This window comes from Streptomyces sp. NPDC127108 (assembly GCF_042677545.1).
Taxonomy (GTDB): domain Bacteria; phylum Actinomycetota; class Actinomycetes; order Streptomycetales; family Streptomycetaceae; genus Streptomyces.
Genome location: NZ_JBHXTE010000009.1, coordinates 47339 through 63072, shown reverse-complemented (window position 1 = coordinate 63072; position 15734 = coordinate 47339). Strand labels below are relative to the sequence as shown.

Sequence of the window (15734 nt, the reverse complement as noted above, 5' to 3'; positions counted from 1 at the left end):
CCGCCGCGGCAGCCGGGACAACCCTGGCCCAACCCTGAAATCGTCCCTGACCGCCCCGGACCCCACAGCCCTGACCTCATCTCGGGACGGCCCCGGAAAACCCGGGCGCGAGGCCCGGCCGACCGGCCGCGGGCCAGCGGCGGACCGGTCGAGGGACCAGCGGAGGGTCGGCCGGGAGATCAGGGGAGTCTCGGGGCTCGACCCTGATGCCCCCACCCGCGCCCGCGTGTGAACATCGGACACATGCCGGAAGCCGCAGCTGTACCCATCGAAGACGAGCGGCCGCTGCGGAAGCTCTATCGCAGCGGTGAGGGCCGCCTGCTCGGCGGGGTCGCGCGCGGCCTCGCGGGCCATCTCGGGCTGCCGGTGATCTGGGTGCGGATCATCTTCATCGGCCTGTTCCTCGACAACGGCCTGGGCGCGCTGCTGTACGCGGCGTTCTGGTTCTTCGTGCCCCTGGGCGTGGGCGGTGTCGGCGGCGCCGAGCGACCGGCCGTGGTGTCCACCGAGACGTCTGCGGACGGCCGCCGCAAGCTGGTCGCCCGCAAGCCCGACAAGGGGCAGATCTTCGCGCTGCTCGCGATGGTCGTCATCGTCACGGTCTTCGTCGGCAGCGTCGACCTGGAAGGCCCGACGCAGGCCTATCTGTGGCCGACCCTGCTCGTCGCCGCCGGTGTCGCGCTGGTCTGGCGCCAGGCGGACAACGCCCGCAGGGCCCGCTGGATGGAGGTCGGCCGCAGACGGCGCACGCTGACGATCGCCCGGACCGCCGCCGGAGTGGTCCTCGTCGGGGTGGGCGTGTCCGGCATCTTCGTCCTGCGGGGCTCCGCGTCCGACCTCGGGGCCGCGCTTCAGGCGGCGCTCGCCGTGCTCGTCGGGATCGCCCTGCTCGCGGGCCCCTATCTCGTGCGGATGTCGCAGGACCTCTCCGAGGAGCGGCTGATGCGCATCCGCGCCCAGGAGCGCGCGGAGGTCGCCGCGCACGTGCACGACTCGGTGCTGCACACCCTGACGCTGATCCAGCGCAACGCGGACAGCGCGGGTGAGGTCCGCCGTCTCGCCCGGGCCCAGGAGCGTGACCTGCGCGCCTGGCTGTACAAGCCGGAGGGCACCGGCAAGGACGAGGCGGAGGAGCCCGACACCCTCGCCGAGGCCGTGCGCCGCAGCGCCGCGGAGGTCGAGGACAAGCACGGCGTCCCGATCGAGGTGGTCGTCGTCGGGGACTGCCCGCTCGACGACAGGCTGACGGCACAGATGCAGGCCGCGCGGGAAGCGATGGTGAACGCCGCCAAGTACGGTGGCGAGGGCGGCGCGGTGCAGGTCTTCGCCGAAGTCGAGGGGGAGACGGTCTTCGTGTCGGTGCGGGACCGCGGTCCGGGCTTCGATCTGGATTCCGTGCCGGACGACCGCATGGGCGTACGAGAATCGATCATCGGCCGTATGCAGCGGAACGGCGGTACGGCGCGGTTGCGCGCGGTGCCGGGCGGCGGCACGGAAGTCGAGCTGGAGATGGAGAGGACGGCGGCGACATGAGCGACGCGACCGAAGAGGGCGGACCGACGGAGGCCGACGTCCAGCAGGGCGGCGAGGCGGGGGGAGCCGGGGTCGGGCGGCACGTGCGGGTCGTCCTGGTCGACGACCACCGGATGTTCCGCACCGGCGTGCAGGCGGAGATCGGCCGGACGGAGCGCACGGGCGTCGAGGTGGTCGGCGAGGCCGCCGACGTCGACCAGGCGGTCACGGTCATCACGGCGACGCGCCCCGAGGTGGTGCTCCTCGACGTGCACCTGCCGGGCGGCGGCGGGGTCGAAGTCCTGCGCCGGTGCGCGCCGTTGATGGCGGACGCGGAGAACCCGGTGCGGTTCCTCGCGCTCTCGGTGTCGGACGCCGCGGAGGACGTCATCGGGGTCATCCGGGGCGGCGCCCGTGGCTACGTCACCAAGACGATCACCGGCACTGACCTGGTCGACTCGATCTTCCGGGTCCAGGAGGGCGACGCGGTGTTCTCGCCGCGGCTCGCCGGTTTCGTCCTGGACGCGTTCGCGTCGACGGACGCGGCGCCCGTCGACGAGGACCTGGACCGCCTCACGCAGCGCGAGCGCGAGGTGCTGCGGCTCATCGCGCGCGGGTACGCGTACAAGGAGATCGCCAAGCAGCTCTACATCTCCGTGAAGACGGTCGAGTCCCATGTCTCCGCGGTGCTGCGCAAGCTCCAGCTCTCCAACCGGCACGAGCTGACGCGGTGGGCGACGGCGCGGCGACTGGTCTGACGGCGGGGCGGGCTCACGCCACTCGGGCGGCCCCGGCGAACGGCATCTCGTCGATGGGCGCGACGCGGACCGGCGCACTCGGGTTCGGGGCGTGGATCATCTTGCCGTCGCCGACGTAGAGGCCGACGTGGCTGATGCCGGAGTAGAAGAACACCAGGTCGCCCGGCTGGAGTTCGGCGCGTGAGACGCGTCGGCCCGCGTCGATCTGGGCGTACGTCGTGCGCGGCAGCGAGACGCCCGCGGCGCGGTACGCGGCCTGGGTGAGGCCGGAGCAGTCGAAGGCGCTCGGGCCGGTGGCGCCCCAGACGTAGGGGCTGCCGAGGGCCTTGTAGGCGTACGAGACGGCCGCCGCGGCGCGGGAGCCGACGGCCTTCGAGGCGCCGGGCGCGGGGCCCCGGGGGGCCTTGCGAGAGGCCCGGTCGGTGTCCCCGCCCGACCCGTCCGCGGCGAGGCGGGCGCGCTCCTCGGCGGTCAGCCGCGCGAGCAGCCGCTTGGCCTCGGCGAGCTTGCCGGTCACGGTCTTCTTGTGCTTCCGCAGGTCCGCCTGGCGGGACTTGAGGTCGTCGAGCGTGCCGTCCGCCTCGGTGTGCAGCTGGTCGAGCTCACGGATCTGGTGGCGTACGTCGGTGACGGTGGCGGCCTGGCGGTGGCCCGCGCGGTCGGCGCGCGAGGCCCGGTCGAGGAACTCGTCGGGGTCGGAGGAGAGCGCAAGCTGCACCGACGGGTCGATGGCTCCGGTGCGGTACTGCGCGGTGGCCAGTGAACCGAGGCCCTGGCGTGCCGTGTTGAGCTTCTCGGTCCTGCGGGCCGCCTCGTCGCGCAGGTCGGTCAGGGACCGCTCGGCCTTGTCGGCCTTCTCCTTGGCGCCGTTGTACTTCTCGGTGGCGACCTCGGCCTCGCGGTAGAGCTCGTCGACCTTGTCCTTCACCTCGCTGGGAGTGAGCTTGGGCTCCGCGTGCCCGGTGCCCTCGAAGGCGGTCGCGGTGGCGGCCGACGCGAGAGCGAGGGTGGCGGCCGTACGGGCCGTATGGCCGCTGAGCGAGCGCTGCTTGGGCTTGCGGTGCGCTGCCACGGAGGCTCCACGTCCTTCCTTGTGGCCGGGGCCCTCACCGGTGCCGCCGGGCCTGACGCCGCTGTGGTGCCGGTCCGACGGCGCTCGCACAGGGGAGCGGGACGCCGTCGGACTTTCTCGGCGGAGGTGGCCGACTGCCGCCCCTGGAAGGGGTGGCGGTGGGGAGCCGGTCACCTGGCAGAGGACGCTAAACCTGACCGTCACCGGTTCGTGACCCGATGTGCGCTAACGACGGATGAGTGGCGAGGAGTGAGCGGATGCGAGCGGACCTGCCGGGGTGCGGTGGCGGGTTTCGCGGCCCGCGTGACCGATGCGGCGCTTGCGGCCCGCTTTCCGGCGATGGGTGGTACGGACCCGCCCGGACCGCGTCGAGGGCCGGGAATTAGGCTCCGCCCCATGGACGTACTCATCCATCTCTTCGTCGGCCTGCACATCATCGGCATCGCCTCGCTCCTGGGCGGCTTCCTGACCCAGATGAAGGCGATGGGCGAGGGCACGGCCCGGTTCAGCCCCGCGATGCTGCACGGCGCGTTGACCATGTTGATCACCGGAGTCGCCCTCGTCGGGTTGAACCAGGCTGACGACAACACGGTCAACAACCTCAAGATCGGCATCAAGCTCGCGCTGCTGATCGTGATTCTCGGGCTCGTGTACGTGAAGCGGGACGAGGAGAAGGTCGACAAGGGGATGTTCGGCGCGGTCGGCGGTCTCACGACGGCGAACATCTTCATCGCGGTGCTCTGGACGTGACCGCGGCCCCCTGACGCGACATGCCCCGCACGCGCGCGTGCGGGGCATTTTCGGCTCTACGTTTTCGTGGCTCTACGTAGACAGCGATCGCGTACGCGCGGACAGCGATCGCGTGCGCAGAGGGTCAACGGTTCACGCGGGCCGGACGACGCTGTGGATTGGCATGTAGTAGATCGACTCGACGCGGACATTCGCGCCCGGCTTCGGGGCGTGGATCATCTTGCCGTCGCCGATGTAGATCCCGACGTGGCTGATGTCGTCGTAGAAGAAGACCAGGTCACCCGGCTTGGCCTGGGAGGTCGGCACGGTCGTGCCGACCTTCACCTGATCCCAGGTGGTGCGCGGCAGCGAGATCCCGGCGGTCTTCCAGGCCGCCTGCGTGAGCCCGGAGCAGTCGTAGGAGCCGGGCCCCGTGGCGCCCCACACGTAGGGCTTGCCCATCTGCTTCTCGGCGAAGGCGATCACCTTCTCGGCCTTGGCCGCGTAGCCGCTGCCCGCACCCGAACCCGAGCCGGACCCCGTGTCCGAGCCCGAGCCCGACCCGGAACCGCTGTCCGAACCGGAATCCGAACCGGACCCTGAGCCCTGCTCCTGCCCCTGCTCACGCTCCCGCTCGCGCCGCTCGGCGGCCTCCTTGGCCTTCCGCTCGCGCTCCTCCGCGGCCTGTTTGCGGGCCAGCTCGGCCGCCTTGCGCTTGGCGGCCTCCTCCTTGCGCTTCTCGATCGCCGCGAGCCGTGCCTTCTCCTCGGCGGTCAGCTTCGACAGGAGCGAGCGGGCCTCGGTCAGCTTGGTCTGGACGGTCTGCTTGCTCGTCCGGAGGTCGTCACGCGAGTCCTGCAGCGACTTCAGGCTCTTCGTGGCCTTGGCGCGCTGCTTGGTCGCCGCGACCTGCTGGGTCTGGTAGTCGTCGACGGCCTTCTTCTGGCGGCTGGTGAGCCGGTCCGCGAGATGGTTCTGGTCGAAGAAGCCCTTGGGGTCGTCGGCGAGCATCATCGCGGCGGTCTCGGAGACGGCACCGGTGCGGTACTGCGCGGCGGCGAAGGAGCCCAGCTCCTGCCGGGCCTCGTTCAGCCGGTCCGTGCGCTTGGCGACGTCGTCCAGGAGCCGGTCGGCCTTCTTGCGCTGTTTGTCGGTGCGCTCCTTGGCCGAGTTGTACTTCTGCGTGGCCACTCCGGCCTGCTGGTAGAGGTCGTCGACCTTCTTCTGGACCTCTTCGAGGCTCGGCTTGCCCGGCTCGGTGGGGGCGGACGGGGCGGCGTTCGCGCTCTGCGACAGCAGGGCCACCGACGTCAGGGCGGCCGTCGTGATGCCGAGGGCGGGGGTCGTGCGTATGAGGGCTGAGCGGCTGCGCGGCTTGCGGTGCGACGCCAAAGCTGGCGACTCCTTCCGTGGACCGCCTACCGGGTTAGCTGTCGGGTTCGGGCGGGTGCTTCGGAAGGCTGCCCTACTGTTCCGCACGTCGTACGGAACGGATTCACCCCAAAGAACGTGGTGGGTCCCCGGCTCCGAACACGTCGGACTCGGCGGAGGCCGCGCGTGACCGGCGGGGATCGCCGGTGGGGGGACGTGCGGCCCGCGCAGCACGCTAGCCAACTCCCGTGGCGCGAGGGAAGGATGATGTTCGATATGCCCGATACATTTTCGTGACTTCACGAGGCCCTTGGCGCCGCCTTGACGCGGACGGCCGGGGCCGTGGCGCAGCGTGACGCCCCGGGCGCGCAGCGCGGGCGTGGCCGGAACCGGGCGGGCTCCGGGCGGCCTCGCGGAACCCGGGGCGGGTTGTCAGTGGGGCCGCCTAGACTCGGGAGGCGATGAGCAGCCTCTTTGACGACAGCTTCCTGGCGGACCTCAAGCCCTCGCAGGGCCACGACGAGGAACCCCCGCCGCCGCCCGAGGACAGCGCTCCGGAGCCCATTCCGGACGACTTGTTCCAAGGGAGGTTCGACGCGCCCGCACCCCGGGACGCGTACTACCGGGACGGTGCCCCCCGCCCCGCGATCGACCCGGCGGCGCTGCTCGACGGCCTGAACGAGAACCAGCGCGCGGCCGTCGTGCACGCGGGCTCCCCGCTGCTCATCGTCGCGGGCGCCGGCTCCGGCAAGACGCGGGTGCTCACCCACCGCATCGCGTACCTCCTCGCGGAGCGCGGCGCGCACCCGGGCCAGATCCTCGCGATCACGTTCACGAACAAGGCCGCGGGCGAGATGAAGGAGCGCGTCGAGCAGCTCGTCGGCCCGCGCGCGGGTGCGATGTGGGTGTCGACGTTCCACAGCGCGTGCGTGCGCATCCTGCGCCGGGAGTACAAGAAGCTGGGCTTCACGTCCTCGTTCTCGATCTACGACGCCGCGGACTCCAAGCGTCTGATGGCCCTGGTCTGCCGGGACCTGGACCTCGACCCGAAGAAGTTCCCGCCGAAGTCCTTCAGCGCCAAGATCTCGAACCTGAAGAACGAGCTGATCGACGAGGAGGACTTCTCCGCCCAGGCGGCTGACGGCTTCGAGAAGACCCTCGCCCAGGCGTACGCGATGTACCAGTCGCGGCTCCGCGAGGCCAACGCCCTCGACTTCGACGACCTGATCATGACGACGGTGAACCTGCTGCGCGCCTTCCCGGACGTCGCCGAGCACTACCGCCGCCGCTTCCGCCACGTGATGGTGGACGAGTACCAGGACACCAACCACGCCCAGTACGCCCTCGTGCGCGAGCTGGTGGGCCCCTCCGGGGAGGGCGAGGAGCCCGGCGAGCTGTGCGTCGTCGGTGACGCCGACCAGTCCATCTACGCCTTCCGCGGCGCCACGATCCGCAACATCCTCCAGTTCGAGGAGGACTACTCGGACGCGACCACGATCCTCCTGGAGCAGAACTACCGCTCCACGCAGACGATCCTCACCGCCGCCAACGCCGTCATCGAGCGCAACGAGAGCCGCCGCCCCAAGAACCTGTGGACCAACGCGGGCGCGGGCGCCCGCATCACCGGGTACGTGGCGGACACCGAGCACGACGAGGCCCAGTTCGTCGCCGACGAGATCGACCGCCTCACCGACGCGGGCGACGCCAAGGCCGGCGACGTGGCGATCTTCTACCGCACGAACGCCCAGTCCCGTGTCTTCGAAGAGATCTTCATCCGCGTCGGCCTGCCCTACAAGGTCGTCGGCGGCGTGCGGTTCTACGAGCGCAAGGAAGTCCGCGACGTCCTCGCGTACTTGAGGGTCCTCGCCAACCCCGAGGACGGCGTCCCGCTGCGCCGCATCCTGAACGTGCCGAAGCGCGGCATCGGCGACCGCGCCGAAGCGATGATCGACGCCCTCGCGCAGCGCGAGAAGATCTCCTTCCCGCAGGCGCTGCGCCGCGTCGACGAGGCGTACGGCATGGCGCCCCGCTCCACGAACGCCGTACGGCGCTTCAACACGCTCATGGAGGAGCTGCGCACCGTCGTCGAGTCCGGCGCGGGCCCCGCCGTCGTCCTGGAGGCGGTCCTCGAGCGGACGGGCTATCTCGCCGAGCTGCAGTCCTCCACCGACCCGCAGGACGAGACGCGCATTGAGAACCTCCAGGAACTGGCCGCCGTGGCCCTGGAGTTCGAGCAGGACAACAACACCGCCGAGGGGGCGAGCGCCGCGGCCGAGGGCGCGCAGACCGCCACGGAGGCCCCGGGGGGCGCCGAGGCTGCGGCAGAGGCCCCGGAGGGCGCGGAGACCGCCGCGGAGGCCCCTGAGGGTGCCGCTCCCGCCGGGTCCCTCTCGGACTTCCTGGAGCGCGTCGCCCTGGTCGCCGACTCCGACCAGATCCCCGACGAGGAGGACGACGGCTCCGGAGTCATCACGCTCATGACGCTGCACACCGCCAAGGGCCTCGAGTTCCCCGTCGTGTTCCTGACTGGCATGGAGGACGGCGTGTTCCCGCACATGCGCGCCCTCGGCCAGGTCAAGGAGCTGGAGGAGGAGCGGCGTCTCGCGTACGTGGGCATCACGCGCGCGCGGGAGCGGCTTTATCTGACCCGGTCCTCCCTGCGCAGCGCCTGGGGCCAGCCGTCGTACAACCCGCCGTCGCGCTTCCTGGAGGAGATCCCCGAGACCCATCTGGACTGGAAGCGGACGGGATCCGTCGGCGCGCCCGCGTCGTCCGGACCCGCGGCCGGGGTCGCCGCCTCGCTGTCGTCGTCGCGCTCCCGCGCGGGCGGCGCGCAGGGCTTCGCCACCCGCCGCGCGTCGGAGAAGCCGGTGGTGTCGCTCGCCATCGGCGACCGCGTCACGCACGACCAGTTCGGACTCGGCACGGTGGTCGGCGTGAAGGGCACCGGGGCGAACGCCGAGGCGACGGTCGACTTCGGCGCGGAGAAGCCGAAGCGGCTGCTGCTGAGGTACGCGCCGGTGGAAAAGCTGTAGCCCTCACCCGGAGTAAGAGGGACACTCTTTAGGTGCAACTCCAGCGACGGGGGCTGGAGTTGCACCCTTCGGGGGTTGCGTCGCCCTTCGAGGGGTTATGTCGGGTCGAGCCCGTGGCTGCGCAGCCACGACAGCGGGTCTATCGCCGAGCCGCCGCCCGGGCGGACCTCGAAGTGCAGATGCGGGCCGGTGGAGTTGCCGGAGTTACCGGAGAAGGCGATGGTCTCGCCCGCCTTCACGGGGCCGCTCGCGATCTTGTGCGTGGAGAGGTGGCAGTACCACGTCTCCGTGCCGTCCTTGGCGGTCACGATCGCCATGTTGCCGTAGGCGCTGTTGTACTTCGTGGAGACCGTGCCGTCGGTGGCGGCCTTGACCTCCGTGCCGTACGCCACCGGGAAGTCGATCCCGGAGTGCGCGGACATCCAGTTGACGCCCGCCTGGCCGTAGTAGGCGCTCAGGCCGCGCTGCGCGACCGGCAGCGAGAACTTCGGCCGCAGCCGTTCCTTGCGCGCGGCCTCCGCGACGGCCTGCTTGTGCGCGGCCACCTTCTGGGCCTTGAGGTCGATGCGTTCCTGCGTGCGGCTCGCGCGGTCCGCGAAGTCGCCCGCGTCCGCGGAGAGGTTCGCCAACTGCGTGTCGAGCTTGTTGTTGGCGGTGGACGGCTTCACGGTCGCCGGGTCCGGTGCGGACGCCTGGGTGTCCTTGCCGTCATCGCCCCCGCCGAGACCGCTGACGGAGGCCGCGGCCACACCGGCGACACCCATCACGCAGGCCGACGGCACGGCGACGGTGAACAGCGCGGAGCGCTTGGCGGGGGAGCGGCGCGAGCGGGACCGGCCGCCGCGGGGCGCGGCCGACCGGGCGGAACGGGAGCGCTCGGGGCGGTCCACCGGCGCGTAGTCGCCGAGGTCGGCGCGCTCGTCGTCGGCCCGGTCGTCGTGCCCGGCGTGATCGCTGACCGGTTCGACGCCGCCGAGCCGGTCGTCGGGGGCCTCGTCGGGCAGGAACGTGTGCGTGGCGTCGTCGCTGTCGTACGCCGTCTCGCCGGTGCCGTACGCGTCGGGGCTCAGGGCCGCCGGAGTCTCGTACGGATCCGGGGCGGCGTAACCATCCTGCGGGTCGTAGGCCGTGTCACGCGCTTCGTAGACGTCGTGCTCCTGTGGGACGCCGTACGCGTCGTGCTGGTGCGCGGGTTCGTAGGCGTCGTGCTGCGGGGTGTCGTACGCGTCGTGGCCGCCCGAGTTCCAGGCGGTGGCGTCGTACGCGCCGGTGTCGAAGACCTGTGTGGCCCACTGGCCGGTCGCCGGGGCCTCGTTCCAGGCGCCGGCGTCCCAGGTGGCGCCGGAGTCGGGGCCCGGCTGCGAGGGGATGTCCGACAGCGGCTGGAACCCGGCGCCCCAGGCGGCCGTGGTGTCGTGGGTGCCGGTGTCGTGTCCGGGCTGGGCGGCGTACGCGTCGTACGTCAGGGTCTGCTGCGTGCCGGTCGTGGACCACTGGCCGGTGTCGTGGCCGCCGGGCAGATCGCCGAAGAGCGGGTCGGTCGCGAAGCCCGCGCCGGGCACGGCGAAACCGGAACCGGAAGTGTCGAAGCTGCCCGTTGCGTCATAGCTGCCAGGGGCGTTGAAACCGGTGGTGGAGAAGGAGCCGGTGGAATAGCCGTCGTACCCGATGTAGCCGACGTGCTGCGCGCTCTGCTGGTCGTAGGACCCATAGGGCGCGTAGTCGGCGTCGGGTGCCGGGGCCGGAGCGGGGGTCTCCGACGGGTGACGGTCGTTCACCAACTTCTCTTTCGCCTCGACAGCATGGGCTGGCAGAGCAGTGCCGCGACTGTACCCGGCGGTACGTGGGCGCGACAATCTTCGCCAGGTTTCCCGTTCGGCGGAAACGGGCATTCGGCCGCCTTTCGGCGGTCTGCGGGCACAGCTTTGGCTCTGTGTTCGAGGTTCGTTCGAGTGCGAGGGGTGGGTTCGGGTCCGGATCGGGTGTCGCGGAACCGGAATCCGGAGCCGGTCGTCCGGCTATGGCGAACCGGAATCGAGCCGGGATCGGACCGGGGCGGTGGTCGGGGTCGACGGTCGGGTTTCGCGGCCGGAGGTCAGGCCACCGTGAGGCCGTCGGCCGACCCGGCGGAACTCATGCCCGGCGCCGCGAGGTCGAGGGCCTGACGGATGGCCGTCGCCACGGCGGGGTGCACCGGCAGGGCGAGATGACCGATCCCGGAGACGCGGACGTTCTGCGCGATCAGGTCCGGATGGTCGACGCAGGCCGTCTCGACGGGGTCCATGATCTGGTCCAGCTCGCTCCAGAAGCTCACGAACTGCGTACGACAGCCCGGCGCGGGCTCCCGCAGCTCCGCCACCACGTCCGAGCCCGGCCGCATCTGGCGCACGATCGGGTGCGCGTCCGCGAGCGGCGCCACCCGGGTGCCCGAGTGCGGGGTGCCCAGGGTGACGAGGGTGCGGACGCAGGCGTCGCCGCCCAGGCGCTGTGCGTAGTAGCGGGCGATGAGGCCGCCGAGGCTGTGGCCGACGACGTCCACGCGGTCATGGCCCGTGCGCTCGCATATCTCCTCTATGTGGCGGCCGAGCAACTCGGCCGCCGTACGGATGTCGCAGGTCAGCGGCGAGTAGTTGAGGGACTCCAGGTGCTGCCTGCCGTGCTGGGCGAGGTTGCGGCGCAGCAGTACGAACACGGAGCGGTTGTCGATGAAGCCGTGCAGGAGCAGCACCGGTGGCTTGTCGTTCGCGGGCAGCCGGGGCGCGTCCGGTGGCGGCGGTGGTGCCGTCCGGCGTTCCTGGGTGATGCCCGATGGATACAGCAGGAGGTGTCCGGCGAGGATCACGAGCTCGAGCGCGGTCGCCTTCAGAAGCGCGAGCGGCAGGCCCGCGAGGCTGGCGGGCAGCAGGGTGCTGCAGTGGCGAAAGGGCTGGACCCTCGTGATCGTCATGGTGACCTCCCGGTCGGCACACGGGAGGCAGCTCTGTCCCCCGTGTACTCCTCGTGGGAAGCCGGGAGCGGTCGTGCCGTCCCCGTCGCGGCGCACTCCTTGGCGAAGCGCCGACACCACCGTGCCGTGCGGCTGACGGCGCGGTGGTGCGGTGGCCTCGCGGCGGCTCCCCTCGCGCGGCTCCCGTCGCGGCCCGGGCGCCGGGTGGGATGCGGCCCGGGTGACCGGGCGGATCCGGCCCATGTGCCGGGTGAACACGGGAGCGGCGCGCAGCGAACGTGTCCCACCGTGTGATTTCCCCCTCGCTCTCCACCACGAAACTGCGGGCTGCGCGATGCTGGAGATAACGTTCGTTCACCTACCCGGCCGGTGCGGCGCGGGGTGTCCGAGCCGGGACAGCCGGGTTTCCGTGCGGGCGGGATTCCGCAGGCGGCTTTCTGGCAGACGGCTTTCTGTACATGGAGGCAGTGATGGGTGTGGCAGCCGGTCCGATCCGCGTGGTGGTCGCCAAGCCGGGGCTCGACGGCCACGATCGGGGGGCCAAGGTGATCGCGCGGGCGCTGCGCGACGCCGGCATGGAGGTCATCTACACCGGCCTGCACCAGACGCCCGAGCAGGTCGTCGACACGGCGATCCAGGAGGACGCCGACGCGATCGGCCTCTCCATCCTGTCCGGCGCGCACAACACCCTCTTCGCCCGGGTCATCGAGCTCCTCAAGGAGCGCGACGCGGAGGACATCAAGGTCTTCGGCGGCGGGATCATCCCCGAGGAGGACATTCCGCCCCTGAAGGAGAAGGGCGTCGCGGAGATCTTCACGCCCGGGGCCACGACCACGGCCATCGTGGAGTGGGTGCGGGAGAACGTGCGGCAGCCGACCGGGGCGTAGGCCTCTGCGGTTTTCGCGGTTCTTGCGGTTCTCGCGGTTCGGGGCGGGCGTCGGTGTCGTGGGCACCGGGGTCCGCCGCTGTTTGTCCCGGGGACGGGACTTCGGGCACCGCGGAGGCGTTGACGCTGGTGCGGCTGGTGCGGCTGGTGCGGCTGGTGCGGCTGGTGCGGCTGGTGCGGCTGGTGCGGCTGGTGCGGCTGGTGCGGTCGTGGGGCCGGGGTGGCTGTTCCGTGCGCTCCCCCGCGCCACGCGGCCCTCGCCCGGCCCCACGCCTCAACCGTCCAGTTCCTCGCGCATCGCCGCGCGCAGGCGCAGCGTGCTGACGAGGCGCTGGAACGCCTCCGACCAGTAGCCGCCGGCCCCCGGTGACGCGTCCTCTGGCTCGTCCGGTGTCGCCGTCAGCGCCTCCAGGCGTACCGCCTCCGCCGGGTCCAGGCAGCGCTCCGCGAGGCCCATCACCCCGCTGAAGCTCCATGGGTAGCTGCCCGCGTCCCGGGCGATGTTCAGCGCGTCCACCACCGCGCGGCCGAGGGCGGGCGCCCACGGCACCGCGCACACGCCGAGCAGCTGGAACGCCTCCGACAGGCCGTGCGCGTCGATGAACCCGGCGACCCACTCGGCCCGCTCGGCCGCGGGCAGCGTGGTGAGGAGCTTGGCGCGCTCCGCCAGGGACACCGCGCCGGGTCCGGCCGCGTCGGGCGACGACGGGGCGCCGAGCAGCGCCCGCGACCAACCGGTGTCCCGCTGGCGCACGGCGGCCCGGCACCAGGCCGCGTGCAGCTCGCCGCGCCAGCCGTCGGCCACGGGGAGCGCCACGATGTCGGCCGGCGCGCGGTCGCCGAGGCGGCGCTGCCAGGTCGCCAGGGGCGCGGCCTCCACCAACTGGCCGAGCCACCAGGAGCGTTCGCCCCGTCCGGCGGGCGGCTTCGGTGCGACGCCGTCCCGCTCCATGCCCGCGTCGCACTCGTGCGGTGCCTCGACGGTCAGCTCGGGTCGGCCCGCCGTGCGGTCCAAGGCCACGCAGGAGGCGGCGCGGTCGGCCATGCGGGCGGCGAGCGCCGAGCCCGGCAGCGCGGACAGCAACTCGGCCGCCGTGGAGCGGACGTTGCGGCTGCGGTCGCCGAGCGCCTGCTCCAGGAACGGCTCGTCGGCCGCGCGCAGCCCCGTGCGCAGGGAGTCGAGGAACATCAGCCGGTCCTCGGCGCGCTCCGTCGCCCACGTGCCCGCAAGGAGATCACGGGCGTCGTCCGGGGCGTGCGCGCGCAGAGCGGCGAGGAGGGCGACGCGCTCCGCGAACAGGCCCTCCTGCCAGCGCCGTTGGATGTCCGGCCCGTCCTGCGGGCCGGTCTGCGGCGCGCTGCCCGGGGCCGCGCGCAGCGCGAACTTCCAGTCTGCGTTGAACCGGGCCAGCCACTGGGCGCGCGGGCCCGCGAAGGCCAGGGCCTGGGGGCGCAGGTCGGTGCGGCCGCGGGCCGCGTTCAGGAGGGCGGGCAGCAGCTCCGGGGGTGCCGTGAAGCCCCGCTCCCGGGCGAGGGCCAGCCACTGGGGCAGCAGCTCCATCAGGTCGGGCGCGGTGCCGCGGCGGCCGCCGCTCGCGCTCGGGTGGTCGGCGAGCAGCGTCGCGAGCCTGCGCCGGGCCGCCGCGGGGACGACCGGGCGGGGGTCCGCGGGCGCGGGCGCGGGGCGCTCGGCCGCGGGGGCGGGGCGCAGGCCCGCCCGGCGCCGCACGGTCTGTACGGCGGCCGCGTCCAGGAGGGCCGCCGGGGCCTCCTTGCCGGGGGCGACGAGCGGCGGGGTGCGCCGGTCCGTGCCCAGGAGCGCCGCCGTGACCAGCTCCTCCCAGGGCGTGCGGGCGTGCCGCCCGGCTGCTTCCGCGTGTGCGGGCGATGCGTGCGCGTGGGACGCATGAGTGGTGGATGCGTGTGCAGTGGATGCGCGTGCGGTGGATGGGGTCATCTCCCCCCTCCTTTCCTTTACTTCAGTCCTCGTCTTCAGCTGCTCCAGCTTCTTCATCTGCTGCAGCTCTTTCGTCACGCGTCACAGCTGTACGGTCTCCGCCCCCGCGTGCGGCCACGCCGCCAGCGGGGTGAAGCCCCGGTGGCCGCATTCGCCGAAGACCGTGAGCGGGGCGCCTCCGGAGAGGGACACCAGGCGCCACAGTCCGGCCCGGGACACGGCGGAGGGCGCGATCGGCAGGGCCGTCTCGCTGTCGGCGTCGGCCAGTTGCCAGTCCGGGCCGCTCGGGACCGGTACGACCCGGTCGAGGGTGACCGGCCAGGTGTCGAGCCAGGGGTCGTCGCGCAGCGCGTCGCCGTACCGCGCGGTCGCCTCGGTGGGCGACATGCCGGGCGGGTGGCCCGTGGTGGGGGCCGGTGCCGTGAACTGCTCGCCCAGGTCGGCGCGGAGCTGCCGGGACGCCGGGTCCGCCGCGTGCGGGACCAGCTCGGCGTCCAGGGCCAGGCCGACCGGCAGGGCCAGGGAGGGCGCGCGGCCCGCCGCTCCGTACGACAGGAGCAGGGCGGTGTGTCCGGAGCGCTCGCCGTGCAGCCATATGCGGCGCGTGGTCAGCTTGCTGTCCGCCGTGTCGTACTGCGCGAGGACCTGCCAGGTGTCCCGCAATGGCTCACCCCGCGCGGGGGCGGGCAGGCCCGTGCGGGAGCGGACCGTGGCCGCCAGAGCCTCGGGCAGTGCGTCGCGGCGCAGCCAGCCCGACGTGAGCAGGTGCAGCAGGGCGCATTCCTCCAGAAGGCGGGCGGGCCAGCCGGGCCCCGAGGCCGGTACGGCACCCAACTCCCGCACCCGCGCCGCCAGGCCGGGGGCCTGGGCGTCGACCATGCGGGCCGCGGTCTCCTCCCACAGGCCGTACCCCGCCTGCTCGGCCGCGGCCATGCCGCCGCGCAGCAGGTCGAAGAGGCGGCGCTCCAGCTCCGTGGCCCCCGCCGTGACCCGCTCCGCCCTGCGCTCCGCGCGTTTGCGCGCGGCCTCCGGATCAGCGGGGGCCGAGGCTCCGGCGCCGGGTCCGGCCGCGGGTGAACTCCGCTTCGCCGCCGCTTTCTCGCGGCGTGTGTCCAGCCACTCGCGCGCCCAGTCCGGCGGCTGCTCGCCGTCCGGCACGGCCTGCCCGCCACCCCGGTCCCCGGCCCAGAGCAGCAGCAGGCCGAGCGCGTGCTTGCACGGGAACTTGCGGCTCGGGCAACTGCACTTGTACGCCGGGCCCGCCACGTCCGCCGTGTCTATCACCGTCTGGTACGGCTTGCTGCCGCTGCCCTTGCACAGTCCCCACACGGCCCCCTCGCCGGTACTTCCCGCCCGCGACCACGGCCCGGCGATGCCGAGCCTGCTTCCCGCCTTCTGTGACGACACGTCAGGTGCCAGTGCCAGCACCTGGTCCGCCGTCCAGCGCACCCCCTGCTGAGTCATGAG

At 72.6% G+C, this 15734-nt stretch carries 11 protein-coding genes and 1 riboswitch; of the genes, 5 read left to right on the top strand and 6 right to left on the bottom strand.

From position 1 onward, the window contains the following. Window positions 1-243: 243 nt before the first annotated feature. The gene (locus ACFVHO_RS09655; protein ID WP_385711932.1) at window positions 244-1533 is read left to right on the top strand and encodes a PspC domain-containing protein; all 1290 of its coding nucleotides are present in this window, start codon (window positions 244-246) and stop codon (window positions 1531-1533) included. Continuing rightward, window positions 1530-2270, top strand: a complete 741-nt coding sequence (locus tag ACFVHO_RS09650; RefSeq protein WP_385711930.1) for a LuxR C-terminal-related transcriptional regulator — start codon at window positions 1530-1532, stop codon at window positions 2268-2270. The genes ACFVHO_RS09655 and ACFVHO_RS09650 overlap by 4 nt, the downstream gene beginning before the upstream one ends. Window positions 2271-2283: 13 nt before the next feature. Here the strand turns inward: ACFVHO_RS09650 and ACFVHO_RS09645 are convergent, their stop codons facing one another. Beyond that, window positions 2284-3342 (bottom strand): NlpC/P60 family protein, encoded by a 1059-nt coding sequence (locus ACFVHO_RS09645; protein WP_385711928.1) that lies wholly within the window; start codon window positions 3340-3342, stop codon window positions 2284-2286. 396 nt (window positions 3343-3738) lie between these two features. Here ACFVHO_RS09645 and ACFVHO_RS09640 point away from each other — a divergent pair, with 396 nt between their 5' ends. Then, complete coding sequence (locus ACFVHO_RS09640; protein ID WP_385711926.1) at window positions 3739-4092, top strand: hypothetical protein; 354 nt, start codon at window positions 3739-3741, stop codon at window positions 4090-4092. A gap of 132 nt (window positions 4093-4224) precedes the next feature. Here the strand turns inward: ACFVHO_RS09640 and ACFVHO_RS09635 are convergent, their stop codons facing one another. After that, window positions 4225-5463, bottom strand: coding sequence for an NlpC/P60 family protein (locus tag ACFVHO_RS09635; RefSeq protein WP_385711924.1), 1239 nt, complete (start codon window positions 5461-5463; stop codon window positions 4225-4227). 7 nt (window positions 5464-5470) lie between these two features. Further along, window positions 5471-5628: riboswitch (cyclic di-AMP (ydaO/yuaA leader) on the bottom strand. Window positions 5629-5903: 275 nt separating this feature from the next. Here ACFVHO_RS09635 and ACFVHO_RS09630 point away from each other — a divergent pair. Next, window positions 5904-8477 (top strand): ATP-dependent DNA helicase, encoded by a 2574-nt coding sequence (locus ACFVHO_RS09630; RefSeq protein WP_385711922.1) that lies wholly within the window; start codon window positions 5904-5906, stop codon window positions 8475-8477. A gap of 95 nt (window positions 8478-8572) precedes the next feature. Here ACFVHO_RS09630 and ACFVHO_RS09625 read toward each other — a convergent pair whose 3' ends face one another. Both ACFVHO_RS09625 and ACFVHO_RS09620 read right to left on the bottom strand, forming a co-directional pair. Continuing rightward, the gene (locus ACFVHO_RS09625) at window positions 8573-10255 is read right to left on the bottom strand and encodes a M23 family metallopeptidase (protein ID WP_385711920.1); all 1683 of its coding nucleotides are present in this window, start codon (window positions 10253-10255) and stop codon (window positions 8573-8575) included. Window positions 10256-10572: 317 nt separating this feature from the next. Next, complete coding sequence (locus ACFVHO_RS09620) at window positions 10573-11424, bottom strand: esterase/lipase family protein (protein WP_385711918.1); 852 nt, start codon at window positions 11422-11424, stop codon at window positions 10573-10575. A 470-nt stretch (window positions 11425-11894) separates the two neighbouring features. Between ACFVHO_RS09620 and ACFVHO_RS09615 the strand changes: the two genes are divergently transcribed. Next, window positions 11895-12311 (top strand): cobalamin B12-binding domain-containing protein, encoded by a 417-nt coding sequence (locus ACFVHO_RS09615; protein ID WP_289946803.1) that lies wholly within the window; start codon window positions 11895-11897, stop codon window positions 12309-12311. A gap of 273 nt (window positions 12312-12584) precedes the next feature. Here the strand turns inward: ACFVHO_RS09615 and ACFVHO_RS09610 are convergent, their stop codons facing one another. Continuing rightward, complete coding sequence (locus tag ACFVHO_RS09610; protein ID WP_385711916.1) at window positions 12585-14267, bottom strand: DUF5691 domain-containing protein; 1683 nt, start codon at window positions 14265-14267, stop codon at window positions 12585-12587. Window positions 14268-14348: 81 nt separating this feature from the next. Next, window positions 14349-15731, bottom strand: a complete 1383-nt coding sequence (locus ACFVHO_RS09605) for an SWIM zinc finger family protein (protein WP_385711915.1) — start codon at window positions 15729-15731, stop codon at window positions 14349-14351. Between the last annotated feature and the right edge of the window lie 3 nt (window positions 15732-15734).